The 23965-nt window shown below is 46.2% G+C and carries 24 protein-coding genes; 13 read left to right on the top strand and 11 right to left on the bottom strand.

All coding sequences use genetic code 11. The features are described 5' to 3' along the window. Nucleotides 1-45: 45 nt before the first annotated feature. The 4 genes from HKI82_RS01385 to norR all read right to left on the bottom strand — a co-directional run bounded on the left by HKI82_RS01385 (nucleotide 46) and on the right by norR (nucleotide 5179). Nucleotides 46-423, bottom strand: coding sequence for a DUF3316 domain-containing protein (locus HKI82_RS01385; protein ID WP_102939961.1), 378 nt, complete (start codon nucleotides 421-423; stop codon nucleotides 46-48). Between the two features lie 203 nt (nucleotides 424-626). Then, entirely contained in the window at nucleotides 627-1682 is a 1056-nt protein-coding gene (locus tag HKI82_RS01380) for an FAD-binding oxidoreductase (RefSeq protein ID WP_171136963.1), read from the bottom strand. Nucleotides 1683-1736: 54 nt separating this feature from the next. After that, entirely contained in the window at nucleotides 1737-3410 is a 1674-nt protein-coding gene (hcp, locus tag HKI82_RS01375) for a hydroxylamine reductase (RefSeq protein WP_171136962.1), read from the bottom strand. A 200-nt stretch (nucleotides 3411-3610) separates the two neighbouring features. After that, a complete protein-coding gene (gene norR / locus HKI82_RS01370; RefSeq protein ID WP_171137202.1) occupies nucleotides 3611-5179 on the bottom strand; it encodes a nitric oxide reductase transcriptional regulator NorR in 1569 nt (522 codons plus the stop codon). Nucleotides 5180-5361: 182 nt separating this feature from the next. Between norR and HKI82_RS01365 the strand changes: the two genes are divergently transcribed. Together HKI82_RS01365 and hmpA are read left to right on the top strand one after the other, a co-directional pair. Next, nucleotides 5362-6564 carry an NnrS family protein gene (locus tag HKI82_RS01365; protein WP_171136961.1) on the top strand — a complete coding sequence of 401 codons (1203 nt, stop codon included), beginning with the start codon at nucleotides 5362-5364 and terminating at the stop codon, nucleotides 6562-6564. 169 nt (nucleotides 6565-6733) lie between these two features. Next, nucleotides 6734-7924, top strand: a complete 1191-nt coding sequence (gene hmpA, locus HKI82_RS01360) for an NO-inducible flavohemoprotein (RefSeq protein ID WP_171136960.1) — start codon at nucleotides 6734-6736, stop codon at nucleotides 7922-7924. Between the two features lie 65 nt (nucleotides 7925-7989). Here hmpA and HKI82_RS01355 read toward each other — a convergent pair whose 3' ends face one another. After that, nucleotides 7990-9366, bottom strand: coding sequence for an MFS transporter (locus HKI82_RS01355; protein WP_171136959.1), 1377 nt, complete (start codon nucleotides 9364-9366; stop codon nucleotides 7990-7992). Between the two features lie 239 nt (nucleotides 9367-9605). Here HKI82_RS01355 and HKI82_RS01350 point away from each other — a divergent pair, with 239 nt between their 5' ends. After that, nucleotides 9606-10025, top strand: a complete 420-nt coding sequence (locus tag HKI82_RS01350; RefSeq protein WP_240956622.1) for a hypothetical protein — start codon at nucleotides 9606-9608, stop codon at nucleotides 10023-10025. 125 nt (nucleotides 10026-10150) lie between these two features. Here the strand turns inward: HKI82_RS01350 and HKI82_RS01345 are convergent, their stop codons facing one another. Beyond that, a complete protein-coding gene (locus HKI82_RS01345) occupies nucleotides 10151-10669 on the bottom strand; it encodes an RNA methyltransferase (RefSeq protein ID WP_171136958.1) in 519 nt (172 codons plus the stop codon). Nucleotides 10670-10880: 211 nt separating this feature from the next. Here HKI82_RS01345 and HKI82_RS01340 point away from each other — a divergent pair, with 211 nt between their 5' ends. From HKI82_RS01340 to HKI82_RS01330, 3 genes are read left to right on the top strand one after another with little or no spacing between them, the layout of a single operon-like run. Further along, nucleotides 10881-11357, top strand: a complete 477-nt coding sequence (locus HKI82_RS01340; protein WP_171136957.1) for a DUF2059 domain-containing protein — start codon at nucleotides 10881-10883, stop codon at nucleotides 11355-11357. Between the two features lie 36 nt (nucleotides 11358-11393). Beyond that, nucleotides 11394-11888: a P-loop nucleotide/nucleoside kinase family protein gene (locus HKI82_RS01335; protein ID WP_171136956.1), complete on the top strand. Its 495-nt coding sequence runs from the start codon at nucleotides 11394-11396 to the stop codon at nucleotides 11886-11888. Between the two features lie 38 nt (nucleotides 11889-11926). Continuing rightward, the gene (locus HKI82_RS01330) at nucleotides 11927-12433 is read left to right on the top strand and encodes a DinB family protein (RefSeq protein WP_171136955.1); all 507 of its coding nucleotides are present in this window, start codon (nucleotides 11927-11929) and stop codon (nucleotides 12431-12433) included. Nucleotides 12434-12515: 82 nt separating this feature from the next. On the opposite strand, the gene HKI82_RS01325 is transcribed toward HKI82_RS01330, so the two are convergent. From HKI82_RS01325 to nifL, 5 genes are all read right to left on the bottom strand, one after another. Continuing rightward, nucleotides 12516-13046, bottom strand: a complete 531-nt coding sequence (locus HKI82_RS01325) for a nitrogen fixation protein NifQ (RefSeq protein ID WP_171136954.1) — start codon at nucleotides 13044-13046, stop codon at nucleotides 12516-12518. A 37-nt stretch (nucleotides 13047-13083) separates the two neighbouring features. Beyond that, nucleotides 13084-13371, bottom strand: coding sequence for a 4Fe-4S dicluster domain-containing protein (locus tag HKI82_RS01320; RefSeq protein ID WP_171136953.1), 288 nt, complete (start codon nucleotides 13369-13371; stop codon nucleotides 13084-13086). Continuing rightward, complete coding sequence (gene nifB / locus HKI82_RS01315; protein WP_171136952.1) at nucleotides 13349-14713, bottom strand: nitrogenase cofactor biosynthesis protein NifB; 1365 nt, start codon at nucleotides 14711-14713, stop codon at nucleotides 13349-13351. Before nifB ends, HKI82_RS01320 begins: the two co-directional genes overlap by 23 nt. A 167-nt stretch (nucleotides 14714-14880) precedes the next feature. Next, complete coding sequence (gene nifA / locus HKI82_RS01310; protein ID WP_171136951.1) at nucleotides 14881-16521, bottom strand: nif-specific transcriptional activator NifA; 1641 nt, start codon at nucleotides 16519-16521, stop codon at nucleotides 14881-14883. A gap of 6 nt (nucleotides 16522-16527) precedes the next feature. Then, complete coding sequence (gene nifL, locus HKI82_RS01305) at nucleotides 16528-18057, bottom strand: nitrogen fixation negative regulator NifL (protein ID WP_165313450.1); 1530 nt, start codon at nucleotides 18055-18057, stop codon at nucleotides 16528-16530. A gap of 328 nt (nucleotides 18058-18385) precedes the next feature. Here nifL and rsxA point away from each other — a divergent pair, with 328 nt between their 5' ends. The 7 genes from rsxA to HKI82_RS01270 all read left to right on the top strand — a co-directional run bounded on the left by rsxA (nucleotide 18386) and on the right by HKI82_RS01270 (nucleotide 23908). Next, nucleotides 18386-18961: an electron transport complex subunit RsxA gene (rsxA, locus tag HKI82_RS01300; protein ID WP_042479343.1), complete on the top strand. Its 576-nt coding sequence runs from the start codon at nucleotides 18386-18388 to the stop codon at nucleotides 18959-18961. 89 nt (nucleotides 18962-19050) lie between these two features. After that, nucleotides 19051-19584 (top strand): RnfABCDGE type electron transport complex subunit B, encoded by a 534-nt coding sequence (locus HKI82_RS01295; RefSeq protein ID WP_102939975.1) that lies wholly within the window; start codon nucleotides 19051-19053, stop codon nucleotides 19582-19584. 9 nt (nucleotides 19585-19593) lie between these two features. Continuing rightward, nucleotides 19594-21336 carry an electron transport complex subunit RsxC gene (gene rsxC, locus HKI82_RS01290; protein ID WP_171136950.1) on the top strand — a complete coding sequence of 581 codons (1743 nt, stop codon included), beginning with the start codon at nucleotides 19594-19596 and terminating at the stop codon, nucleotides 21334-21336. Beyond that, the gene (locus HKI82_RS01285; protein ID WP_171136949.1) at nucleotides 21333-22334 is read left to right on the top strand and encodes an RnfABCDGE type electron transport complex subunit D; all 1002 of its coding nucleotides are present in this window, start codon (nucleotides 21333-21335) and stop codon (nucleotides 22332-22334) included. Before rsxC ends, HKI82_RS01285 begins: the two co-directional genes overlap by 4 nt. Next, nucleotides 22331-22939: an RnfABCDGE type electron transport complex subunit G gene (locus HKI82_RS01280; protein WP_102939978.1), complete on the top strand. Its 609-nt coding sequence runs from the start codon at nucleotides 22331-22333 to the stop codon at nucleotides 22937-22939. Before HKI82_RS01285 ends, HKI82_RS01280 begins: the two co-directional genes overlap by 4 nt. Further along, entirely contained in the window at nucleotides 22932-23639 is a 708-nt protein-coding gene (locus tag HKI82_RS01275) for an electron transport complex subunit E (protein WP_171136948.1), read from the top strand. Before HKI82_RS01280 ends, HKI82_RS01275 begins: the two co-directional genes overlap by 8 nt. After that, nucleotides 23636-23908 (top strand): RnfH family protein, encoded by a 273-nt coding sequence (locus HKI82_RS01270; RefSeq protein ID WP_171136947.1) that lies wholly within the window; start codon nucleotides 23636-23638, stop codon nucleotides 23906-23908. The genes HKI82_RS01275 and HKI82_RS01270 overlap by 4 nt, the downstream gene beginning before the upstream one ends. The last annotated feature ends 57 nt before the right edge of the window (nucleotides 23909-23965 follow it).

Raw genomic sequence — 23965 nt, 5'->3', positions numbered from 1 at the left:
GCATGAGCAAATAGCGTCATACTCTTTTCTATTGCGCGACGTTGTTTAGTTATTGCTATCACGCTCTGCGTAATGCACTTTTACGTTCACTCTGCCTACGTATTCGAGCTGACCTGTTTCGTTCATTCGTTCTTGCACTGTGATGTATCCACCTTCTTTTAGATGAGTGTTATTCGAACTAGTATCAAAACGGGAGAGATTCAGCGTTTTATTCAGTTTATTTGCTGGCATTTGTTTAAGAGCGTTGAGTTCTGACAGAGCCTCCTGATAAGCCTGCTCAGTAGAGGTTGCTGGTGCGACAGACACCGTTCTTACCTCCTCACGAGAGATATAGTTCCCTCCGAGGAAAAGTGGTTGTGCGAATGCTGAAGCGCTAGTCATTGTTAATGCTGTAACAAAAAGGGCGGTTTTAATTGCTTTCATGTTGTTTACCTTTACGATTTGTTTTCAATGACTGCATTATTCTATATCGCCTCTGACTATCCCCTTTCAGGAATATGACAATTTTGTCATAAAGATCTATCCCCTCACGAGGCAGTTTTTTTGTCTTAAATAAAGAATGACTTTTCTCCCTGCTGATCAAGGAGAAAAGTCATGTGCAGAGGAATTAGGGCTCTGAGTGATAACTAGTTCAGAGACACTTCAACATCGGAATGAATTTGGCAGGAGCAGGCGAGTACGAATCCTTCGGCTATTTCCTGTTCCGTTAAGGTTTCGCTACTGGTGCGAGTGAAATCACCATTGGTGACTTTGCATTTGCAAGAGCCACAAATACCGCTGCGACAAGCCGCAATGACAGGCACTTTGGCACTTTCCAACGCATCAATAAGCAGGCTTCCTGTCACGATTTTAGTCTCGGTACCAAACGACGGCACAAATACGGTGGCATGCGCCAATGCCGCAGCTTTACTCTTTGTGTCTTCAACCTCTGGTTGCGTTGATTCAGCAGGCGTAAAGCTTTCTTGATAGAACAACGTCATATCCATGCCCAACGCCGCTAAGTTCTCTTTCATCGCTTGCATAAAGCCCACAGGGCCACACAAAAATGCCGTGCGAGAAGCGATATCCGGGCAGTAATTGGCAAGCGCCGCTTGGGTTAGACGTCCTTCCAAGTAATCAGTATTGGTTGCATCCTCCAGCATAATGTCGAGCTTGAAACGAGGGTGCAGCTGCTCCATTTGTTGTAGTTCAGCATGATAAATTAGCTGCTCTGCACAGGTTGCTGCATGAATGAAATGTATCTCTGTGCGATCTTGGCTGTCTGCTAACAGTGTTTTCGCCATCGACATAACCGGAGTTATGCCGCAACCCGCACTGAGCAACAAGATCTTATCGGTATGAGGCTGCTCAATGTGAAATTGTCCAGCGGGTGGAAGTACCTGCAATGATTGACCCACTTGTAAATGGTCATTGAGATAATTCGATACTTTACCGCCAGCAACCCTTTTCACGGTAAATTGCATTTCGGTCTGGTTTGACAGTGAGCTGAGAGAATACGCGCGGTACTCAGTGTTGCCATCAATCTCTACCCCTAAAGTCACAAATTGCCCTGCAATAAAACTAAAGGTTTTGTCTTGCTCTTCGCTGGTTAAGGTAAAACTGATGCAATCCGGCGTTTCCTGCCATCTGCTTTTACAGATTAAGCGTGCAGCGCCTTGGTTCGGCCATTGAAATTGTTCCATAGTCGTCTCTTCAATAAGCACAGGTGGGCGATACCCACCTGTCATTAAACACATTTACGCAGCGGCTTTTTCGCCAAGGATTTGCGCAAGATCTTGTTCAACAGTCGAGATGGCTCTTAGGTCGAATTTGTCCTGAATAATGGCCATTAAGTTGTCAGTAAGGAATGCTGGTTGAGTTGGGCCGGTGTAAATACCTTTCACACCTAAAGCGAGTAGGGTAAGTAAAACCACAATAGCCTTTTGTTCGAACCAAGATAATACCAGTGTCAGTGGTAGGTCATTGACACCACAGTCAAATTCTTCTGCCAACGCTAATGCTAACTGAATCGCTGAGTAGGAGTCGTTACATTGACCGACATCGAGAAGACGAGGAATACCGTTAATTTCACCGTGTTGCTCTTTGTTAAAGCGGAACTTACCGCAAGCGAGAGTCAGGATCAGGCTGTCTTCTGGCGTTTGTTTGGTAAATTCGTTGTAGTAGTTGCGCTCTGCTTTGTCACCATCACAACCGCCTACCAAGAAAAAGTGACTGATATTGCCCTGCTTAACTTGATCAATCACAGCCGGTGCCGCTTCCATTAAGGCATTACGACCGAAGCCGACAGTGATCATCTGTTCAATTTCATCATGCTGGAATCCGTCCTGAGCTAATGCACATTCGATCACTGTTGAGAAATCATCACCTTCTAAATGAGATACGCCCGGCCAGCCGACAATGCTGCGAGTGAACAGGCGATCGGCATATTGACCGACTTCTGGATTCAGTAAGCAGTTTGATGTCATCACAATTGCACCCGGGAAGTTAGCAAACTCTTTTTGCTGGTTCTGCCAAGCGCTACCGTAGTTACCCGCTAAATGAGGGTACTTGTTCAGTTCTGGGTAACCATGAGCAGGTAACATTTCACCATTGGTGTAGACGTTAATGCCTTTGCCTTCGGTTTGTTGCAGGATTTTTTCTAAGTCATGCAGATCATGTCCAGACACAAGAATGCACTTGCCTTTCTTTGTTTTTACGTTGACTTGCGTTGGCGCAGGGTGACCGAAATTTTCCGTTTCGCCTTTATCTAATAGGGCCATGATCTTGTAGTTCATTAGGCCAATTTGCATTGAGCAGTTAAGCAGTGCATTGAGATCTTGTGGTTCTGTACCTAACCAAGACATGATTTGATGATATTCAGTGTGGATCTCTACATCGCTTTGTCCTAAAACACGGGCGTGTTCTAAGTAGGCTGCTGCGCCTTTTAAGCCATACAAGCAGAGTAAACGCAAACCCATGACATCAGGATCGACGGTTTCATGACCACGGTTTACTGCGGCTAAAGGCGCAAACTTTAACAATGCTTCACGATCCGTTGGAAGTTCAAACTGAGCCGCTGGGGAAAGCTCAGGAATTGATTTGTCAGCTAACGTTGCTGCGGCTCTGACTCGCTGTTCTAAACTCTGTTTGTATTGATAAGCTTGGTTTGCGAACTCAACGATGCGCTTTTCATCAAAGTTTACGTTAGTCAGTGTTGCAAAGAAGGCTTTCGGCGCCCATTCGTCGATTTCAGTGTCGATAATTTGATATTCACGGCCAAGTTGAGCCCAGAATGAAACGCCTTGTAGCGTATAAACTAAAATATCTTGTAGATCAGAAACATCACTTGTTTTTCCACACATACCTTGCGAATACGCGCAACCTTTTGCGATAGGGGTTTGAATGGTTTGTTCACATTGAATACAGAACATAGTTGGGGCTCCAGTGATAAGTATTAAAATTGGCCGCTTAACGCGAAGGGTGCGTTAAGCGGTCTTTAAATTTCATCGCTGGTAGTGCAGAGAGTATGCCAGTTTTTATCTTATTGATTTTTCGTGAATTTTTATTTTTCGAACAAAGTCATTGTTGTTATAAACACATCGCGTGTTGTTTTTAATACAACAAGTCACATTTATTTGGAAGATTCACAGGCTTGTACGCCCAGTTTTTTACCCATTTTGAACAAGTTACCTCTGTCCATCTGTAAAAAAGCCGCCGCCTGAGACCAAACACCGTTGTTCAGTTGCAATGCATGTTCAATAAGCTGCTTTTGAAACGCTTCTACCGCTTCACGCATGGGTACTGAAGAGTTGGGAAGTTGAGGCGAAGTATTGTTATTCGCCTTTCCATTTACTGACTGTTCAGATAAGTCAAAATCGTTCATAAAGTGGAGAGGTTCAATCAGCTCTGATTGTGTTCTCATAGCGTGTAAGCCCGCACGCATTAAGGTGTGTTCCAGCTCCCTGACGTTACCTAACCAAGACTGTTTTTCTAATAATTGCAGTGCTTTAGGGTGAATGTGCAGTGTTTTCAGGTGGAACTGGCGACGAATGTTATCCAGTATGTATCCCACTAAAACCGGAATGTCTCCTTCACGAGAGCGTAAAGGGGGCACCTGAATAGGAAATACATTCAAACGATGGAAAAGGTCGGAGCGGAAACGTCCTTCAGCCACTTCTTGAGCGAGGTCTCGATTGGTTGCCGCGATAACACGAACATCTACGATGTGGTTTTTATCTGCGCCCACTCGTTGTACTTCACCTTGCTGAATAACACGCAGCAGCTTAGCTTGCAGTAGCAAAGGCAGTTCACCGATTTCATCAAGGAAAATGGTGCCACCATCGGCCAGTTCAAATTTACCCGCACGTGAACTGTTGGCACCGGTAAACGCGCCTTTTACATGTCCGAATAGTTCACTTTCAGCAATGGATTCGGGTAACGCCGCGCAGTTTACATAAACCATAGGCTTGTCACTGCGTAGGCTATGCGCGTGAACTTGGTGAGCAACCACTTCCTTGCCTGTACCCGTTTCGCCGCTGATCAAAACCGCGTAATTCGAGTGCGCGACCATCTCAATGTTGGCTCTGAGTCGCTTAATCTGGGGGCTAACACCAACCAGTTTTCCACCTTTGTTTCTCGCTTCATCAATCAGCAATTGATTTACTGAATGTTGCTGACGATTGGCTTTATTCAATGCTTCAAACAGACTGATATTGCGAATGATCCCCGCAGCAAGCGCTGCAAAGGTCTCAATGGTTTTGTCTGGAATACTGTTGAAAGCACCGGGTTTTGCCGCGTCCAGCGTCAGCGCGCCAACCAAAGTATCGCCCACGTATAAGCTGCACCCCATGCAAGAGTGAACATCAATACTATGGTGGATATCTTCACTCAGTAAGCCGTCAAAAGGGTCTGGCAGGCTTGAATTCTCAGGGAAACGTACTGGCTTACGGTTGGCTAAGATCATAGCCAAACGCGGATGGACATCAGGCAGAAAGCGGCGTCCGAATACCTCAGATGACAAACCGCTGATGGCAATCGGTACTAAGTGCTTTTCGTTGTCGAGTGTAAATAGAGCACTGGCATCACAGGGAAGTAGTTGTTGCAGGGCATCAATCAATTTTTGGTAGTGCTGAGTGGAAGGCTCTCCCATATTCAGCTCTACCGCAATGTTCAACAGTACTTGTTCTATGGATGGTTTGATGACATGTGTGTCCATTTGGGCTTCTACGTTAAGACAAAAACGAACTGATGATGTGTTTATTACAACGCAGTTGTCAAGGGCTTAAAATGTAAGTTATTAAAAATCAATAAGTTAAAGTTGGCTTGATTCGTGCAATAGCTATTACTTCGTTATTTAGATGTATTGTTAGGAATCGCGCGTTTATGCTCAACATCACCGATAAGAGTGCAGAAGATAAAATCATCCCCGTTCTGCGCTTAGGCTTCAGACCTTTCTTTTTATTTGGCAGTGTATATTCAGTTATCGCGATTGGCATTTGGGTATATGCCTTTCAGCACGGTCAGCCCGCTCAGTTAAGAGTTCCCGCTTTGTGGTGGCACGTTCATGAAATGCTTTTTGGCTTTGCCATGGCGATTGTGGCTGGTTTCTTACTAACCGCCGTTCAGAACTGGACAGGTGTGAATGGCACCAAAGACAAATGGTTAGGCGTGCTTGTTACACTATGGATGCTGCCGAGAGTGCTGCTTTGGACAGACGTTCCGCTTTGGCTAACCTCTTCCATTGAAGCGCTGTTTCTCGCTTTAGTTGCGTATGAGATTTCGTTTCGAGTGGTGAAAGCCAAAGGCTATCGTAATCTGATCTTCTTGCCATTTTTTGTCTTGGCCATTGTGGCGAACTACGCCAGTTACGCAACCATCAAGGGTATGCCTCCTTTCCCTTCAATTGCGGTTTGGCAGGCGATGCTGTGGTGGTTTGTACTGCTTATTTCAATTATGGGCGGGCGAGTGATTCCGTTTTTCACCGCACGTCGATTTAACTTCGAGAAAGCGAACACCCTTCTTTGGTTGGATGCCGCTGCCAATACGCCGTTGGTTATGCTGTTTGCTTTAAGCTTTTTCCCGTTAACCAGTGAACAAGTTAGCCCAGCTATCATGCTATTCGCAGCGGTGATGCAGTTGGCTCGTTGGCTACGTTGGAAGCCATGGACAACGTTAAAAGAGCCGTTAGTGTGGTCGTTGCATCTGACTTATGCCTGCATCCCTTCAGGGCTGCTTATCAAAGCGTTAGCGGAATTAAATTGGATTCCTAACGGCCTGTTTGTATCCCACAATATGTTACACGTGATCGCTATCGGAGCGATTGGCGGGCTTATCTTATCGATGATCTCGCGTGTGACTATGGGTCATACAGGGAGAATGATTTATCAAGGACCAAACATGTGGCTGGCGTTTGCAGCCATCGTGCTTGCTGCTTTTGTGCGAGGTTTTGGTGTCGCTTTCTGGCCGCAGCACATGTTGCTGATGGTGGATATCGCGGCAGCGCTTTGGATCATCGCATTCACTTTATTCATCCTGAAATTTGGCACCATGCTGTTACGCCCACGCGCTGACGGCCACCCAGGATAACCCCATCAACAGACAAACGTTCATAGCCATTAGTCTTGCTCAACTATTCTTACTTCAATACGACTAATGGCTTGATGCGTTTGTTATTCAACGTTGAGCCCTCAAGTTCTATAACTTGCTTATTATTAATAAACAGATAATTAAAAAGAAATTGCATAGGAAATTTCAAATGAAAGAAAGTCAAAAGTCATTAGTGTTAGCCACCGTTCCTGTTTTACGAGAGAGTGGTGTCGCACTGACTACCTATTTTTATCAACGGATGCTCAAACATAATCCAGAGCTGAAAAACGTCTTCAATCAATCGCATCAAAAAACTGGCAATCAGCCTCAAGCGTTAGCTATGGCTGTGCTCGCATATGCTGAAAACATTCATGATCCTTCCGTATTATTGTCGGTTGTTGAGCGTATTGCTCACAAACACACCAGCTTAGGCATCCGAGCTGAGCAGTATGGCATTGTGGGCAAACATCTTTTAGCTTCAATCAAAGAAGTGCTGGGTGATGCTGCAAGCGATGAACTGATTGATGCTTGGGCTGCGGCTTACCAACAGTTGGCCGATCTGTTTATTGATGTGGAATCTAAGCTTTATCAGGCGTCTGTAGAAAAGGCGCAAGGCTGGACAGGTTGGCGTCCGTTCCGCGTTCGCAGCAAAGTGGCAGAAAGTGAAGAAATTACCTCTTTCTATCTTGAGCCGACAGATGGCGGCACACTGCCGGTATTCAAACCGGGGCAATACATCAGCGTTCGCGTGTTCGTCAAAGAAACGGGGCTGTATCAGCCTCGTCAGTACAGTTTGTCTCAAGCTCCCAATGAGGAGACATTGCGAATCTCAATCAAAAAAGAGTCCGCAGCAGACCACAAACCTGCTGGGCTTGTGTCTAACCATATGCACGGTGAAATTCAACAGGGTGATGTAATTGAAGTCTCTGCGCCGTATGGCGAATTTGTGCTGAATGAACAAAGTGAGCGTCCAATCGTACTGCTAAGTGGCGGTGTGGGTATTACGCCTATGATGGCAATGAGCAGCTATCTGAATAAGAAAAATGCTTTAGGCTCAGTGCATTTCATTCACAGTGCTCGCAACCCTCAAGTTCATGCATTTAAGTCGGTCACTGATGAGTTTGCTGAAAAAGGGATGAAGGTGAACTATTTCTATGATCACGGAGCCAATCAGGACAACGGCGCACAACAAGCTCCGTTCAATCTCACTCATGTTTTGCCGCAAGATTTTACCCAAGCGGATTACTACCTGTGCGGACCAATGGCGTTTATGTCTCATTACATGACGCAGCTTCGTCAACTTGGTGTATCAGAGACACAAATATATGCAGAAGCGTTTGGTTCTGGTGGCGTAGCCTAATATGAAAATCCCCCAAGCCGCAAAGCTTGGGGGACATTAACTATCGGTATGCAGAGGAGAAGTGATTACTTACGTTCATCTTCAATATCGGCGTTGACAATCACGATGTCATCGTGGTCGCCGTCAATTTCATCGTCTTGGTAATCCTCGTCGTCCTCTTCGCTCTCTTCTTCTGCTTCAAACGAAGGTGTCATTTCTTCCTGAACGCTTTCCACATCGACACGAGGGTCAAGTGCTACAGCAAGAGGTGAGGACACTAAGTCACCTGTTGCCATAATGTAGTCTTCCGATACCGAAACTTCGGCCTTCTTCTGGCGAGAGTTGATGTATTGCAAACGGAAAAACATCACTAAGGTACACGCAGCCATAAAGCCATAAAGCATCTCATTGCCAAACCATTGCATGATGGTAGAAGCAATGAGTGGCCCGATAGAGGCACCAAGACCGAATGTCAGCAAAATAGTGGCAGATAATCCCACACGCTCGCCCTGTTCAACACGCGAGTTTGCCAGAGCTGTTGCCAGAGGATATAAGGTGAACCCCAAAATACCGAACAGGAAAGTCATCACCAGAGATAAATGATCCTGATGTGGCAGAAGCGCGATAGCCGCGGTTAAGCCGCCGAGCAATACACAGTTAATTCGGATTAGGCTGCTACGGGAAATCATGTCTGAGAGCTTACCCATAGGCCATTGAGCCAACAAACCCGCCATAATGGTGGTGGTCATATAAGTGGCGACTTGGTCTGGATGCATACCAAGGTTACTTGCGTAAGCAGGAGCAAGACCATAGAAAGAACCGACAATCATGCCGCCTATAGCTACTGTGGTCAGTGCCTGAGGCGCTTTTTTCCAGTAGTAAGTAATTTGCAGCGGTGCAGGAACCAATGGATCTGGGTGAATTCGTTTCGTTAGCGCAATTGGCACAATACACAAAGCAAAACAGATGGCGATAAGCAGCAAAGGCTCTAAGCCTAGATCTGGGTAGAAGCTGATCGCGCCTTGGCCGAGAATCAACCCCAAATAAGAAACAATCATATAGCTCGCAAATACTGCGCCACGTTGATTATTATCTGCCTGTTCATTGAGCCAGCTTTCCAACACCATGTACTGACACATCATCCCGACACCGACGATCAGTCTGAGGATAATCCAGATTGATAAGTCGTCCACCAATGCGTGTCCAAGTGCGGATGCTGTGACTATGCCTGCACTGGCGACAAAGGCACGAATGTGACCGACCTGAGCAACCAATCGGTGCCCGATTTTAGAACCTGCAACTAGCCCTGCGTAATACGCAGACATCATGGCCCCAATCCATAATTCAGGGACCTGCATTGCTGAAAGTCTGAGACCTAAATAGGTTGTGAGTAATCCACTCGCCAAAACGGTGAGAAGTGTTGTGCCATATAGTGCTGTGAAAGTACGTAGCGGGTTTGTCATTAAAAATCCCTAAGGTGCCTACCTGCGTTGAGTTGAGTCGATTATTAGAATTTATGGAGGAAAAAGAGCATCTAGTTCTAAAGAGTCTAACGGTTATCCAACTGTTATTAAATAAGCAATTTTCTGATTTTATTTTCCTGAGTAATTAAATTGTCAGTAAAAAGTCATTGAATTTCTGACCATTTCTCATTGTTGGAAATCAGTGTTTATTTAAGTTCAAACTTTGCTATGAGCGGTAGATGATGCTGACGTTGCAAGAGTTGGAGAGCAAGATGATTACTGCGCGTAGTTTCAACATTAATAGCACCACGCTTAAATTTAATAACGACGAATATCCGCTGGCACAAATAAAACGTTCCAGAGTGAGAACCAATACGCTAAAAGATCATGCTGTCAGGCTGATTATATTTGGCTTGATTGCTTCCAGTGTGGTTTGGATTGTCACTCCCAATTATTTCGGTATTTACGCAGGGCCGTTTTCGATTTTTGCGGGAATGTTTTTGGCTCTGTTATCGGTGAGGAAATACGAACTGCAAGTGGAGTTTGAGCATTCTGATGAAACGGGTTTGCAGTGGATTTCGATTGCCAAAACCAACAACAAAGAAGTGAAAGACATTTTCGAGTCGCAGGTAGAAAAAATCCAACATATCATTCGTTAGTTTTTGAGTGTGCTGTCGTTACCAACAAACGCAAATAAAAAAAGCCAACACTCGAGGTTGGCTTTTACTTTAAGGTTATGAAATCTTAGCTTAATAGGCGAAGTGAGCGCTTATCACTGCTTTACTCAAATACCTTCTTTCACTATCAATCTGTTCTTATTGTCTCGGTTTTCCAACACTTGCTGGTGGTGATCGATGTTACCCATGGTTTTCGCCATACGGTCATAGAGCACAACATTGACCGTCGCAGCAAGGTTCATGCAGCCCGTAGTCGGAACATAGACCACATGATGGGCTTTATCGACGACCTCTTGCGGTAGAGAACCGTCTTCTGGACCGAACACGTATATCGCTTTATCTGGGTGAGTGAAGTGAGGGAGCGGTACGGCGCCAAGCGCCAGCTCAACACATACGATCTCTACATCATCAGCAAGCGCTGAAGTGAGATCTTCCATTTCCACCAATCCAATTCGCTCATGGGCATGTTTGGTATCAGTTTGGAACTTTGCAGCTCGGTTATAGCGTGTTCCGTTGTAACGAACTTGCGTTGCGTTGTAGCAACCTGCTGCGCGCAATACCGCGCCTACATTGGTTGGGTTCTTAGGATTATGCAGTCCAATAATGGCTGTCGACTCTGTTGTCATTACTGTCTTTCTACTTCTGATTTCTTAAGGTGAGAGTTTAAAACTCACGAGTTGGTCGAATTATGGCTTTAAATGGTGAGAAGTACTATTGCTGGTTGATGGTTTTCTTATAAATAAAATTGATTGCTTTCTGAGAAAGTGCGATGGTCGGTTTCATTGATTAGGAATGAGTTGCATATTAAATTTTTACTATTAAAAGGGAAAATGAGAAATGAACAAAGTAATCGCACTGGTGTTGTCTTTTATGTTTGTAGGTTTTGCGCATGCGTATACTGATTCACAAATAGAAACAGCAGAAAAATTGTTAGTCACGATGAAAGTAGATGAACAAATGTTGGGTGGTTTTGAGAGCATGCTTCCTATCGTCAATCAACTGGCTGACAATCTAAGACTCAATGACGAAGAAACGGTTGAATTGAAGAACATTTATCGCGATTGGTTTAACAATGATTTAGACAGAGAAGGTCTCAAAAGACAGATTGCCGTTGTATATGCACAAACGTTTACTGTCGATGAAATGGAAGATGTTATTCGTTTCTTTGAAAGTCCAACAGGGAAAAAACTGGTGGAGAAATCACCATCGTTGACGCAGAAAGGCGCTCAGTTGGGTATGAACGAAGCGCAAAATAAACAGCACTTATTGTTGGAAAAGCTGACGCCTTTCATTGAAAAGCATCAGGCGAAATAGTCTAGTTAGTCATCAACAGAACGACATGGAGACAATATGAAGTCATTAGGAAAACTGTTCTTTTTCTGCGGAAAAATGGGTGCAGGTAAATCAACCTATTCCAAAGTTGTCGCTGCTGAAAACAGGGCGGTACTTGTCTCCGAGGACGAATGGTTATCTGCTCATTATCCCAATCAAATTCAAACCTTTGATGACTACATTCAGTTTTCTACGGCAATTAAACCCTTCATTAAGAGCCATATTCAAAGCATTTTGAAAGCAGGGACGAACGTGGTAATGGATTTTCCCGCCAACACAGCCCGACAACGACATTGGTTTAGTTCTATGTGCTCAGAATTGGGATGTGAGCATGAACTGGTTTACTTGGATCTCTCTGACAGTCAGTGTCTGTCTCAAATAGCAAAGCGACGAATAGAGCAACCAGAGAGAGCACAGTTCGATACAGAGGCGGTATTTCATCATGTGACTCAGTATTTCGAACCCCCAACCAGCGATGAGAATTTGAATATCGTGCGAGTGGAAAGAGGCTAATTTAATCGCGTTTTTAATGGACTATTACGGGAGCAAAAATGCAACTAGCAAAAGCATTTCAATACAAGCAATGGGCAAACACTGAGTTATTAGCGTTAGGTGAGCAGCAATTTGATCGACTTCCGCAAGATGACGCGATTTTCTTTATTCGAATTCTCAACCATACCACTGTTGTAGACAGTCTTTTTATCAGTCGAATTTTGGGTGAGCCAGAGAAATACAGTGCTGATAATACCGTTGAAACACCTACGATCGCAGAACTTCGTCAGACAATGGAGCAGATTGATTTATGGCTAGTGAATTACGCACAGTCGCTGACGACTGAAGAGCTTGAGAGAAGTATCGTATTTAAATTTGTCGATGGTGACTTAGGAACACTGACGGTGGAAGAAATCCTTTTGCACTTGCTAACACACGGCAGTAATCACAGAGGTATGGCTTCCAGAACATTGGCAGCGAACGGTCTTGAGCGCCCTAAAGACACTTTTACTCGCTATTTGCATCAGGTAGAGCCTTCACGCAGGCAAAGCGAGTTTCAGTTCTAACTATCACACACTTCTATAGGTTGAAGATGGTTCTGTCTTCAGCCGATAGAGAATCGAAACGGCACCGAGTTGGAAATCTGATCTACTTTGCTGACAAATCAAAACACTCTGAGTAACTCGCACACTCTTCGCAACTTGGTGAGCGGCACACATAGTCGCCTCCGTTTTCACACAATTGGCGATACAAGAAGCGTTTCCAGCGCATGTTGTTGACGTTTTTGGTATGAAGTGACGGGAAGTAGTCTCGAAACAGAGCCGTTAGGCGAGGACGTTCCGGCATGCCTAAATCTCGCCATAAATGTTGGCTGCCCAAACAAGCACTGGCTAACACGGTTACCATTTCACAGCCAAGCGTAACATCTGGATTAAGTGACTCAACCAACAGCTTCTCTAGTTCTTCCAACTCACCGATCCGCATATTCATCAGCTCCAATCGTAGCCGGAGTTTCTCTTCCGCCTCTAAGGAAAGAGTAACGGATTCTAAGCCCATGGCTAACAATAGAGCATTATATCCGTTCTGGTTTAAACCCATGTAGAGAGGCAGGGCTGTTTGGCCCTTTTGATAGCTCTCTAATATTGGCTGCCAATAGTCTTGAATGACGTTATCCATCATGCGTTGCCTCGCTAGTTTCTGAGATAGACTGACTACGTTAGCTATCAGCGATACTTTGCTGCTGTGACAGTTGGCTTGCAACGATAGTGGGCATCAAGCTGCCTATCGGATTGAGCGGATTTCTCGTGCTATCAAGAATCGCTTCCTCCACAGGGCAGATGCTTGCACATTGGGGACTGTCGTAATGCGCAGAGCATTCATCACACCGTTTTGGGTGGATATGGAACTGGTTGGCGAGATCCGCATCTGGGTAGACGGCTTGATTTGGACACACCACCATACAAGCATGGCAACCAACACATTTATTGCTGATGACAAAGCTCATAGTCCACCTCCTTGCTTTGGTTCGCGATAAGATCTTTCGCAATACTGTCTAGGCTTGCTGCGACAGACTGAAAAGCAAAATCGACATTGGGTTGAACGCCGAGTTTTTCTAACTCTCGCCATGGTGTGATGCCGATTCTGGCACTCAATACCATTTGGCAGTCGGCGATGGACTGAATCAGAGCTTGCTTATCGACATCATCACAGTCATCTTTGCCATTACAGTACAACTCAACATGACGCGTTTCCTGATAGAGAAACTGCTGTGATTTCTCACTGAACAGGTAAATTTCAAAACGTGTCGCATGACCAAAATGAAGTTGAATATGCTCACTGTCGCTACCATCACTGGCAATTGCGACACGGAATGTATTCTTGCTCGACGGCTTATTCATATTCACCTGATCGTGCTCATTCGATTGAGAAGCGCTAGAACATGGTGATTCACCGTTGCCTAACATTCCGACGGCATCCGCTCGGCACTGTTGGCAGTGAGTCATTTGTGGCATGTGTCCACCGCATTGCTCACGGGCAAGTGCGACTTCTTCTTCGGTTGGCCCACGTTGACCACTTAGACCAAAATAGGTGCCGTGGCTTGGGTCTGAAATCAAAGGCATGATGTTGTGCAGCAGCGCGCCACGTTTTTTGACTTCTTCAGAGACCGCCGCCACGTGATGGTGATTAATACCGGGAATCAGTACCGTATTCACTTTCACTAACATGCCCGCTAGAGCAGCCATTTCAAGACCAAGCAACTGCCTTTCGATTAAGGTTTGCGCCGCTTCTCTGCCGCGTAAGCGTTGATTATTGAAATAGATCCAAGGGTAGATTTTCTCACCCACTTCAGGGTCGACGGTGTTTATGGTGATTGTGAGATGGTGGACGCCCACTTCAGCTAGTTGCTCCACATGATCGGCCAAAGCCAAGCCATTGGTTGAAATGCACAACTGAACATCAGGTTGAGCTTGTTTCAATAAACGAAGCGTAGCGAAGGTCGCTTTGGGGTTGGCTAATGCATCACCCGGCCCCGCAATTCCCGCCACGGTTAAGTTCGGTGCTCGCTTTTTAATTGCGTTGAATTGTCTTAGGGCGCCACTACTGTCCATCACTCTTGAAACGACTCCGGGACGGGATTCGTTGCTACAATCGTATTTGCGGTTACAGTAGTTGCATTGAATATTGCAGGCTGGCGCTACAGGCAGATGCATCCGAGCATACTGGTGCGCTTCTTTGGAGTAACAAGGGTGCTGCTGAATTTTTTCCTGTACCTGTTTGGTGAAGAAATGGTGCACCTTATCTTGGGTTGAATGTTGCGACCCTACAGAGCGAGAATGACTTTCCATGTCTACCTCTTGTTTACTGCTGAAATCAAACGATACGGTTGCTCTGCAAGCTTCGTTCCGATATAAAGATACTTATATTCAAAGGGTTAGGTGAGTGGTTGGGGCGGTTTGTCTGCCACAATGTCTGAAAGCAGACAAACGTTCCCAGTTGTTGTTTGATCTCCTCGCTAAATTTGCTTCATTTCAATGTTCATAATCTGAATACGATAGGCAATTTGACGAGGTGTCATATTAAGCAATCGTGCCGCTTTCGCTTTCACCCAACCTGACCGCTCAAGTGCATCAATCACCATGTCTCTTTCGTCTCCTGTTGGCATATCCTGTGGCGAATGAGGGTAGTCCGGCATTGATGCTCCATTGGTTGAGGCATGATGCGCAGGATGGCTAGCCTGATGATGAACAGGATTATTTGGGGAAAGATAATTACTTATTTGATGAACAGGGGGTTGGAACACCGGCTGCGACTTATTCAGCGTGATGAGTTCTGGCCCAATAACCCCTGATTCACACAGCACCGACGCTCTCTCGAGAGTGTTTTCCAGCTCTCGTACGTTACCTGGCCATGGATGCGACATCATCAAACGAATCGCTTCGTCGCTCAGTGTCAGTTTACGCTGCTGCGCTTTACTCAGGTTCTGGATCATGTGCTCAGCAAGTTCAGGTATATCTTGCAGACGTTCACGCAGTGGTGGCAAATACATAGGCATGACGTTGAGGCGATAGTAAAGATCCTCACGGAAATTGCCTTGCGCCACTTCTTGCTCAAGGTAACGGTTAGTGGCTGCGATGATCCGCACGTTAACCGAAATGGTGGTAGTTCCACCCACACGTTCAAACTCTTTCTCCTGTAAAACTCGCAGCAGCTTTGCTTGAAACGCAGGGCTGGTTTCACCGATTTCATCAAGAAAAATGGTGCCGTTGTCCGCCATTTCAAATCGACCTTTGCGCTGCTTCACTGCTCCCGTAAACGCGCCTTTTTCGTGCCCAAATAGTTCTGATTCAAGCAAGTTGTCTGGCAAAGCTGCACAGTTCAGTTTTACAAAGGGCAAGTTTGCTCTTGGTGAATTGTAGTGAATAGCGTTGGCAACCAGCTCTTTACCTGTGCCGGATTCACCACGAATAAGCACGGTAGAATCCCAACGCGAGACCAAACGGATTTGCTCGAAGATCTGGCGCATAGATTTGGTATGCCCAACCAGATTACGAAAACTGTAGTTGTTGCGAACTTTACGTCGTAAGTTGTCGCGCTCATCCACCAATTGCTGTTGATGTGTCTCCACCTTGTATGCCAACTGAACGTTTTTGGCGATTAGGTTGGCAATCATGTTGAGGAAGTTGGTTTGCAGGGTGATGAAGCCTTCCACAAACTTCGGTGGCTGAGCTGACAAAGCGCCAATCACTTTACCATTGGCGTCTTTCAAAGGGACGCAGATAAACGGTTTTTCGTAGTCATACAGTGCCAGCTTGTCCGCAAAGCGTTGGTCGCTGCCAAGATTGTGCAGCACGATAGAGCTGCCTTGGCGCAGAACTTCGCCCACCAATCCTTCGCCGATTTTATAAGACACCTGCTTGTGTTGCGCTGCTGAGTTAGGTTGTGGAGAGTGAACCGATTTGATTAACAATATGTCTCGTGTACTGTCGAGTATCGTTAACATACCGCATTGCAAAGCGCACTCATCGTGCAGCACTTGCAGGATTTTATCGGACGACTCCACATAGTTGAGGCTGGTATTCAGCACACTGGAAATCTTGTACATGGCCGCCAGTAACCGACGTTCCAAGTTCAATAAAGTCATTTCGTCTGTCATAGTCGATCACCATTGGCTGATGGGAAAAGTAAGACAGATGTGTGCGCCACGTAAGCGCTCACTATTGCTGACATTAATGGTGGCTGAGTGTTCATTCAGAACCTGCTGCACAATCGAAAGCCCGATGCCTCGGCAGCCAGTTTGGTGTTTTGGTTTGGTGCTGAAGAACGGTTGGAAAATTTTGAGTCGTTGCGACTCTTCAATACCAATGCCACTGTCTTCGACAATCACCTTAATTTCACCGTCACTTTCGTAAGAGCAGATGATGATGGTTCGGTCGCTGGTTTTCGCCGCCTGAATCGCATCAATTGAATTATCAATCAACTGTTTCAGTGCCAGAATCAAGCGGTGTGACATACCGTTAATGGTTGAAAGACGAGGCGCCAGAATCAGTTCCAAGTTAGACGATGACTTGAGTAGTTCATCGGTGCTGATGTCACTGACATCTCGAATGACCTGATTGAGATTAACCGGCTGAAACGCTTCGCTGGTGCGTTCAGGAATCGCTAGTTTGATGTCTTGCATTGCATCTAATGCAGTATCCATCGCTTCATCCATCGCCACTAAGCCAGGGCAAGCGGGGTTGGTACGTTTAAGAATACGTACCGCCGATTCAATCATGTTGAATGGACCTTGCAATTGATGCAGCGTACCCATCAAGGCTTCCTGCATGGCATGCACGTATTTGTTATCGCGCGCCATCAGTTTCATGGCGTTAATGCGGCGCTCTTCCACCAGTTGTTTTTCACGGGTTCTTTCTGAAATTGCGATAACGGTATAGTCGTCATCTTCAGGTAGGAAGTAGGAATCCACACTGCTGGCTGCTACAGGTGTTTTCACCAAGGCGTACTCAAACCAACGTTCACGAACGGGTTCATTGGATTCGATATATACCCCTTTATAGCGATTGTCTTTTTTGCCAAGAAAATCTGCGACTGAGTCATGCCCGTAATCGTTGAGTAAACTGTTGAGCAGTGCATCAATCGGAGACTGTCCAATGCTCTTTTCAATATTACTGAACTTCTGATTACTAAACAGAACACGGTGTGAGCTATCAACAAGTGCGATGGCGATAGGTGCGGCGTTAAGCACTGCCTGAAACATCGTAAATTGGTTTTTCTGTTCGGTTATGAGTTGGTGACGCTCGGTAATGTCTTTATGAATCGCGTAGTAACAGACTTCGCCATGAGGGTGTGATAGTCGAGAGATAGAGATTTCAGCAATATAAGCTTCGCCACATTTTTTGCGGTTAACCAACTGTCCTTGCCAGTGATTCCCTTCCGATATGGTTTTCCATAAGTTTTCGTACACGCTTCTTGGTGTGGCTTTGTAAGAAAGAAGAGAAGAGTTTCTGCCGATGAGTTCACTAAAACTGTAGCCAGTGATATCCGAGAATGTTTGGTTAACAAACAGAATAGTGCCTTTGTGGTCGGTGATGCTAATCGCGACTGGCGCATGCGAGACGATTTGTTCAAATGCTTGATAATCGAAAATAGGCGGAGTTGCGCCTTCTAAGAGTGTGTCTACTTGTCCCATAAGTGCCATCCTTTGCTCTGTTTGGTCCTTCGTCATAGGCAACAATGCATTTCTTATTCCATATAAAAAGCATGGGAATGGTTGGGCTCAGCTAACACCTCCTTGTTTGATTTAAGACAAACGAAAGAGAAATTTTGAACTTTGTCACCTTCCTGACAAAGCAAAAGTGGGCTTGAAAACAGCGCTTAATCGCGCGTTAACATCTGTATTTTCAGGGCTGTGCGATTCAATTTAGTGCAAAAAAGACGGCTGGCATAACGTATGCACCAAGCTAGGGAAAGGTCAACTGACCCTAGTAGCAATTAACCCGTAGAAAAGGAATCAAGTTATGTCTGAAGGATTGATTATTTTGCTCAGTGCCGCTTTCGTGAACAACGTGGTATTGGCTAAGTTTCTCGGTCTGTGTCCGTTCATGGGGGTATCGAGCAAGATCAGTAGCGCTGTGGGAATGGGGGTGGCGACCACATTCGTACTTACCATCGCGACGGTCTCAACTTGGCTGCTGGAGTTCTATATTTTGCGCCCTCTGGGGCTCGAATTCATGCGTATTATCGCGTTCATTCTTGTCATCGCTGCTGTGGTTCAGTTTACCGAGTTGTACGTAAAGAAAAGTTTCCCCGCTCTGTATCAGGCTTTGGGTGTCTATCTTCCGCTGATCACCACTAACTGTGCGGTATTCGGTGTTGCGCTGCTTGCTGTTCAGGATGATCTCTCTTTTATCGATACCTTGATGTTCAGTGTCGGTTCGGCAGCAGGTTTCTTAATTGTGATTACTTTGTTCGCAGGGTTACGTAGCCAGCTAGTACTCAGCCGTGTTCCCGCTGCATTCAAAGGTACACCCATCGCATTTATTACCGCAGGGTTTCTATCGATGGCTTTTATGGGCTTTTCAGGAATGGCTTAGGTAAGCGACAACCCTGATTAGCTGTTCAGTAAGCTAGAGGTCAAACAAGGTAGAGATCAGAAGAAGGTAGCGGTCAAGGAGGACTGTCGATGTTAGTCATAGCTTTAGTGTTTTTTGTCTGTCTGGGGGCTTTACTGGGTATCGCACTCGGTTATGCAGCCATTTTGTTTCGCGTAGAGAGCAATCCACTGGTTGACCAAATTGAAGCTATTTTGCCCGGAGGTCAATGCGGGCAATGTGGTGAGGCGGGTTGTCGACAAGCGGCTGAAAAAATGGTGGCAGGTGAACTCAACCCGAATGCGTGTCCTCCGGGTGGTTCGAATTTGGCAGTGTCAGTTGCTGAAATGCTGGGTGTGTCTATCGATGTCGCTGATCAAGACAAGCCGCTAGTGGCGTACATAGCAGAAAGCCAGTGCACGGGGTGTAACCGCTGCTATAAAGCGTGCCCATTTGATGCCATTGTCGGTGCTCCAAAACAACTGCATACCGTTATCAAGGATGTGTGTACCGGATGTCAGTTATGTCAGAAAGCCTGTTCTCAAGGCTGTTTATCTATGGTTGAAGTTCAGCCAGATGCAGCGAGTTGGTACTGGCCAAAACCAACATTACCGGTCGCGGTGTAGGAGTAGATTATGTTGAGTTTAAGCGGCCATCCGTTTCGTGGTGGGATCCATCCAAAAGCTTACAAAGAGCTAACCAGTGATAAGAAAATTGATACTGGCTTCTGGCCGCGTAATGTTTTCTTGCCTTTGCAATTACGCAATGGCGCACGTTTAAAATCGCTGGTGGCTGTGGGTGAACACGTCTATCGCGGTCAGAAAATTGCAGTCGGGCATACCGATATGGTGGCTCCGGTTCATTCGCCGGTGAATGGTATTGTAACAGCGATTACTGAGCATTTGACTACCCATCCTGCCAAAGTGAAGTGCGATACCATCATCATTCGTGCAAACGAAGATCGCCAATGGGGAAAACCCGCATCCAGTGGCAGTATTACTAACCTCGACCCTGAAACAATTATCGAGCGAGTAAAAGAAGCGGGGATTGTTGGTTTGGGTGGTGCAGGTTTCCCAACCGCAGCCAAATTGATGTTTGCACGCAAAGCGAACGTGGAGACGCTCATCATTAATGGTGGTGAGTGCGAGCCCTATCTCACCTGTGATGATCTCACGATGCAGTCGTATCCAGCTGAAATCATTGCTGGCATAAAGCTAATGATGACAGCAAGCGGTGCGAAAAAAGCCATCGTCGGTATTGAAGACAACAAGCGCGATGCTTTTGATGAGATGTTCCATGCGGCCAATGCCGAACCGGATGTCGAGATCCGTCTGGTGCCAAGTGTTTACCCAATGGGTTCAGAAAAGCATATGATCAAAACCCTCACGGGTCATGAAGTGCCAGCGGGTGGATTATCGACTCAAATCGGCATTCTGGTTAACAACATTGCGACCGCTCGCGCTGTGTATCATGCGGTGCGTTTTGAACGACCTTTGGTTTCGCGCATCGTGACGGTTTCGGGCAAAGGTATTGATCAGCCATGCAACATAGATATACCCATCGGCACACCCGTCAATGATGTGATCAACTATTGTGGCGGGTTAAGTGACAGTACCGAACGCTTGATCTTTGGTGGACCGATGATGGGGCAAGTGATCCCGTCACTTCAGGCGGCGATAGATAAAACGGTCGGTGGCATTCTAGCTCTGACAGAAGATGAAGTGATCGATGAATACAAACATCAGGAGTGTATTCGTTGTGGTCAATGTGTTCGTGCATGTCCGATGAATCTAATGCCGTTTCAGATGGCCGCGTACACACGAGTTTCTGATTTCAAACGCACTCAAGAACTTGGTGTGCAAAACTGTTTGTCTTGTGGTGCGTGCAGCTATGTTTGCCCATCTTCCATTCCTTTAGTGCAGTATTTTATGCACGCCAAAGGAGTGATTAATTCTAACGCTCAGCAAGAGAGAAAATCAGCGCAAGTGAAAGCGCTCAATGAAGCTCGCAAGCAACGCTTAGAACAAGAGGCGCTTGCTGTTGCTGCAGCGAAATCGACACCACGTCCTTCTCGAACCGCTCGTGCTTCTGCCGTTTCAGAAACTGTCATTGCAGATATGGCAGCGGATAAAACGGGCAGACCTGCACGTCCCGCAAGAGCTGCTCGCACAGGCACTAAGCAAAACGAGTCTGTATCAGCTGAGGCTGTATTAAATGAGGTGACATTAAAACCTCAGTGCCCAGCAAGACCTGCTCGTCCAGCGAGAAATCCGAGTGCTGAAGTGGTTGAAGAAAGCATCTCATTGGTTTCTGACAAACCCGTTCGCCCAGCAAGACCACCTAGACCTCAACGACAAGCGAAGGAGGAGCAAGCATGATTAAGTATGACGCTGCGATAGGGCCATTTGCCCACAATGCGAACTCCAGCACTCGCATCATGTACACCGTGATTTTGACCTTGCTTCCAGCCTGCATTTTTGGCTTCTTTCAGTTTGGTTTAAACAGCGTAGTGCTAATGCTGGCAACTTGTTTAGCTGCTGTAGTTGCTGAGTGGCTATGCTTGATGGCGATGAAAAAGAACCCAATTGCTTGTATGGATGGATCGGCGTTACTTACTGGCATATTACTGACGATGAGTTTGCCACCCACTTTTCCGGTCATGCTTGGGGTATTTGGTGCTGTTTTTGCTATCGCTTTGGGTAAACATATCTATGGTGGGTTAGGCCAAAACCTTTTCAATCCAGCGATGTTAGCGCGTGTGATGTTGTTGGTCTGTTTCCCTGTGGAAATGACGCTTTGGGCAGACCCAACTCCCATTGATTTAAGCCATAACTTGGTTTCAGTACCGGATGCTTGGTTTCACTTTGATGGTGTCACTTCCGCGACTGCTCTGAGTACCGAGCGTACCGAACCTATCGTATTTATTGACCTGTTGCTGGGTAAGCAATCAGGCAGTTTCGGTGAAACTAACGCACTGTTTATCTTGCTTGGCGGTTTGTATCTGCTCTATCGCCGCATTATTCATTGGGCCATTCCAACCAGTTTTATGTTAGGGCTGGGCGCACCTGCACTGGTGGCGCATTTTATCTCTCCAGAGAGCTACCTTCCGTTTTGGATTCAATGGACCAGTGGTGGCGCTATGCTCGGCGCGTTCTATATCGCGACCGATCTCGTTACATCACCAACCAGTGTTCGCGGTCAGATGCTGTATGGATTGGGTTGCGGATTCTTAGTCTGGTTAATTCGAACATTTGGTAGCTATCCCGAGGGTGTGGCGTTTGCGGTATTGATGATGAATGCTGCCAGTCCGCTCATTGATTACTACATGCGTCCGAATGTGTTTGGTCGTCGTCCTGCGGTGGAGAAATCGTCATGATGGAGCAGATTGAAAAATGGAAAGAACAGGTTGGCTACCAAGCAGGTTTGCTTGCGGTGACATGCGGTCTGGCTGCCATATTTTTGGTGCTGACTCAGTGGATTACCCAGCCTTTGATTGAACAGCGTATCGCAGAAGATCAGAACGCGCTGCTGAGCGAAGTGCTGGCGGGGCAGGAGTATAGCAACGATGTGTTTGCCAGCGGAAAAGTCATTGAGTATCAAGGTTCACAGTTTGATTTATTTGCGGTTGAGAACAGCCAACACGAAGTGATTAGTTGGGTTATTCGTGGCGTGCAAGATGGTTACAGCGGTCCTATTAGCTATTTGGTAGGAACTACACCACAAGGTGAAATTCTCGGAGTTCGGATCATCAGCCACAGTGAAACTCCGGGGCTGGGTGACAAAATCGAATTAGCGAAAAGCTCATGGATTTTGAGTTTTGCCAAACGTTCGTTAGAAAGCACTCCGCTTTGGGCAGTGAAAAAAGATGGCGGTGACTTTGATCAGTTCAGTGGCGCGACTATCACGCCACGCAGTGTGGTGAAGGGTGTCCATAAAGCGCTACTCGCATTAGCACAGGAGCAGGAGGCAAACCATGAGTGATTGTTCTTCAAGCAATAAGTCAAATCGTGAGTACAAAAATATCATTCAGCAAGGGCTGTGGAGCAACAACATTATCCTCAGTCAGTCGTTAGCGTTATGTCCACTGCTGGCGGTTACCAGCAGTGCCACCAACGGTTTAGGTTTGGGGCTTGCGACTATGGTGGTGATGGTGCTCTCGAATGCTCTCAATTCCCTAGCAAAAGGCGTGATAAGTAAAGCGGTTCGGATCCCCGTGAACGTTATCATAATCGCGACTCTTGTGACTGTTATCGATGCTTTACTTAACGCCTATCTGCATCCACTGCATAAAGTGCTAGGGCTTTTTATTCCACTCATCGTAACCAACTGCGCAATTTTAGGACGGGTTGAGTCCTATGCCAGCCGTTCTCCCTTAGTGCCTTCCATTATTGACGGCGTGTTCATGGGCTTAGGTTTTACTTGGGTGCTGACCGTACTTGGAGGTATCCGAGAAGTGGTTGGTAGCGGCACTTTGTTTAGTAATGCGAGCTTGTTACTCGGCAAGAGTTTTTCGTTTTTGGAAACCACCGTCATTCCTGATTATCACGGTTTGTTGCTAGTAATCCTGCCGCCCGGCGGTTTTCTCGCATTGGGCTTGGTTCTGGCTTTGAAGCAGAAACTGCTTGCGGTTTTAGAAAGCAATCGCCTTGAGAAACTGGATATGCAAGGAGAGCAAGGATGAAAGTAAGCGTTGTCTATGCTTTGCCAACCGAGCAAGTGTGGCTTCCCGTGACGGTGGATGAACAGGCGACCGTTTTAAGTGCCATTCATGGTTCGAAGATCTTAGAAATGTATCCGACCATAGAACTCGACAGCCAGAAGGTTGGCATATTCGGCAAGATCACCACTCTCGATGCGCCGTTAAAAAACGGTGACCGAGTGGAAATTTATCGTCCTCTGATATGGAAACCTGAGGATGACGATGACGATGACGATGACGACGACGATTGATGTCGGCTTTGTGACAATTTGTCGTTTGTACGTTTCACAAAGTTTATAACTTATTGA

The organism is Vibrio plantisponsor (assembly GCF_013041605.1).
Classification (GTDB): Bacteria; Pseudomonadota; Gammaproteobacteria; order Enterobacterales; family Vibrionaceae; genus Vibrio; species Vibrio plantisponsor.
Note: the sequence above shows the minus strand (reverse complement) of the source record. Positions and strands in the feature narration are given on the sequence as shown.

What these genes read in the sequence shown, in the direction of transcription:
- hcp (WP_171136962.1), bottom strand. Translation starts at nt 3,410, where the DNA reads ATGTTCTGTATTCAATGTGAACAAACCATTCAAACCCCTATCGCAAAA.
- rsxA (WP_042479343.1), top strand. Translation starts at nt 18,386, where the DNA reads ATGTCTGAAGGATTGATTATTTTGCTCAGTGCCGCTTTCGTGAACAAC.
- nifB (WP_171136952.1), bottom strand. Translation starts at nt 14,713, where the DNA reads ATGGAAAGTCATTCTCGCTCTGTAGGGTCGCAACATTCAACCCAAGAT.
- HKI82_RS01285 (WP_171136949.1), top strand. Translation starts at nt 21,333, where the DNA reads ATGATTAAGTATGACGCTGCGATAGGGCCATTTGCCCACAATGCGAAC.
- nifL (WP_165313450.1), bottom strand. Translation starts at nt 18,057, where the DNA reads ATGGGACAAGTAGACACACTCTTAGAAGGCGCAACTCCGCCTATTTTC.
- HKI82_RS01280 (WP_102939978.1), top strand. Translation starts at nt 22,331, where the DNA reads ATGATGGAGCAGATTGAAAAATGGAAAGAACAGGTTGGCTACCAAGCA.
- HKI82_RS01335 (WP_171136956.1), top strand. Translation starts at nt 11,394, where the DNA reads ATGAAGTCATTAGGAAAACTGTTCTTTTTCTGCGGAAAAATGGGTGCA.
- HKI82_RS01350 (WP_240956622.1), top strand. Translation starts at nt 9,606, where the DNA reads ATGATGCTGACGTTGCAAGAGTTGGAGAGCAAGATGATTACTGCGCGT.
- nifA (WP_171136951.1), bottom strand. Translation starts at nt 16,521, where the DNA reads ATGACAGACGAAATGACTTTATTGAACTTGGAACGTCGGTTACTGGCG.
- HKI82_RS01385 (WP_102939961.1), bottom strand. Translation starts at nt 423, where the DNA reads ATGAAAGCAATTAAAACCGCCCTTTTTGTTACAGCATTAACAATGACT.
- hmpA (WP_171136960.1), top strand. Translation starts at nt 6,734, where the DNA reads ATGAAAGAAAGTCAAAAGTCATTAGTGTTAGCCACCGTTCCTGTTTTA.
- HKI82_RS01295 (WP_102939975.1), top strand. Translation starts at nt 19,051, where the DNA reads ATGTTAGTCATAGCTTTAGTGTTTTTTGTCTGTCTGGGGGCTTTACTG.
- HKI82_RS01320 (WP_171136953.1), bottom strand. Translation starts at nt 13,371, where the DNA reads ATGAGCTTTGTCATCAGCAATAAATGTGTTGGTTGCCATGCTTGTATG.
- HKI82_RS01340 (WP_171136957.1), top strand. Translation starts at nt 10,881, where the DNA reads ATGAACAAAGTAATCGCACTGGTGTTGTCTTTTATGTTTGTAGGTTTT.
- HKI82_RS01380 (WP_171136963.1), bottom strand. Translation starts at nt 1,682, where the DNA reads ATGGAACAATTTCAATGGCCGAACCAAGGCGCTGCACGCTTAATCTGT.
- HKI82_RS01355 (WP_171136959.1), bottom strand. Translation starts at nt 9,366, where the DNA reads ATGACAAACCCGCTACGTACTTTCACAGCACTATATGGCACAACACTT.
- HKI82_RS01365 (WP_171136961.1), top strand. Translation starts at nt 5,362, where the DNA reads ATGCTCAACATCACCGATAAGAGTGCAGAAGATAAAATCATCCCCGTT.
- HKI82_RS01345 (WP_171136958.1), bottom strand. Translation starts at nt 10,669, where the DNA reads ATGACAACAGAGTCGACAGCCATTATTGGACTGCATAATCCTAAGAAC.
- HKI82_RS01270 (WP_171136947.1), top strand. Translation starts at nt 23,636, where the DNA reads ATGAAAGTAAGCGTTGTCTATGCTTTGCCAACCGAGCAAGTGTGGCTT.
- HKI82_RS01330 (WP_171136955.1), top strand. Translation starts at nt 11,927, where the DNA reads ATGCAACTAGCAAAAGCATTTCAATACAAGCAATGGGCAAACACTGAG.
- HKI82_RS01325 (WP_171136954.1), bottom strand. Translation starts at nt 13,046, where the DNA reads ATGATGGATAACGTCATTCAAGACTATTGGCAGCCAATATTAGAGAGC.
- HKI82_RS01275 (WP_171136948.1), top strand. Translation starts at nt 22,932, where the DNA reads ATGAGTGATTGTTCTTCAAGCAATAAGTCAAATCGTGAGTACAAAAAT.
- rsxC (WP_171136950.1), top strand. Translation starts at nt 19,594, where the DNA reads ATGTTGAGTTTAAGCGGCCATCCGTTTCGTGGTGGGATCCATCCAAAA.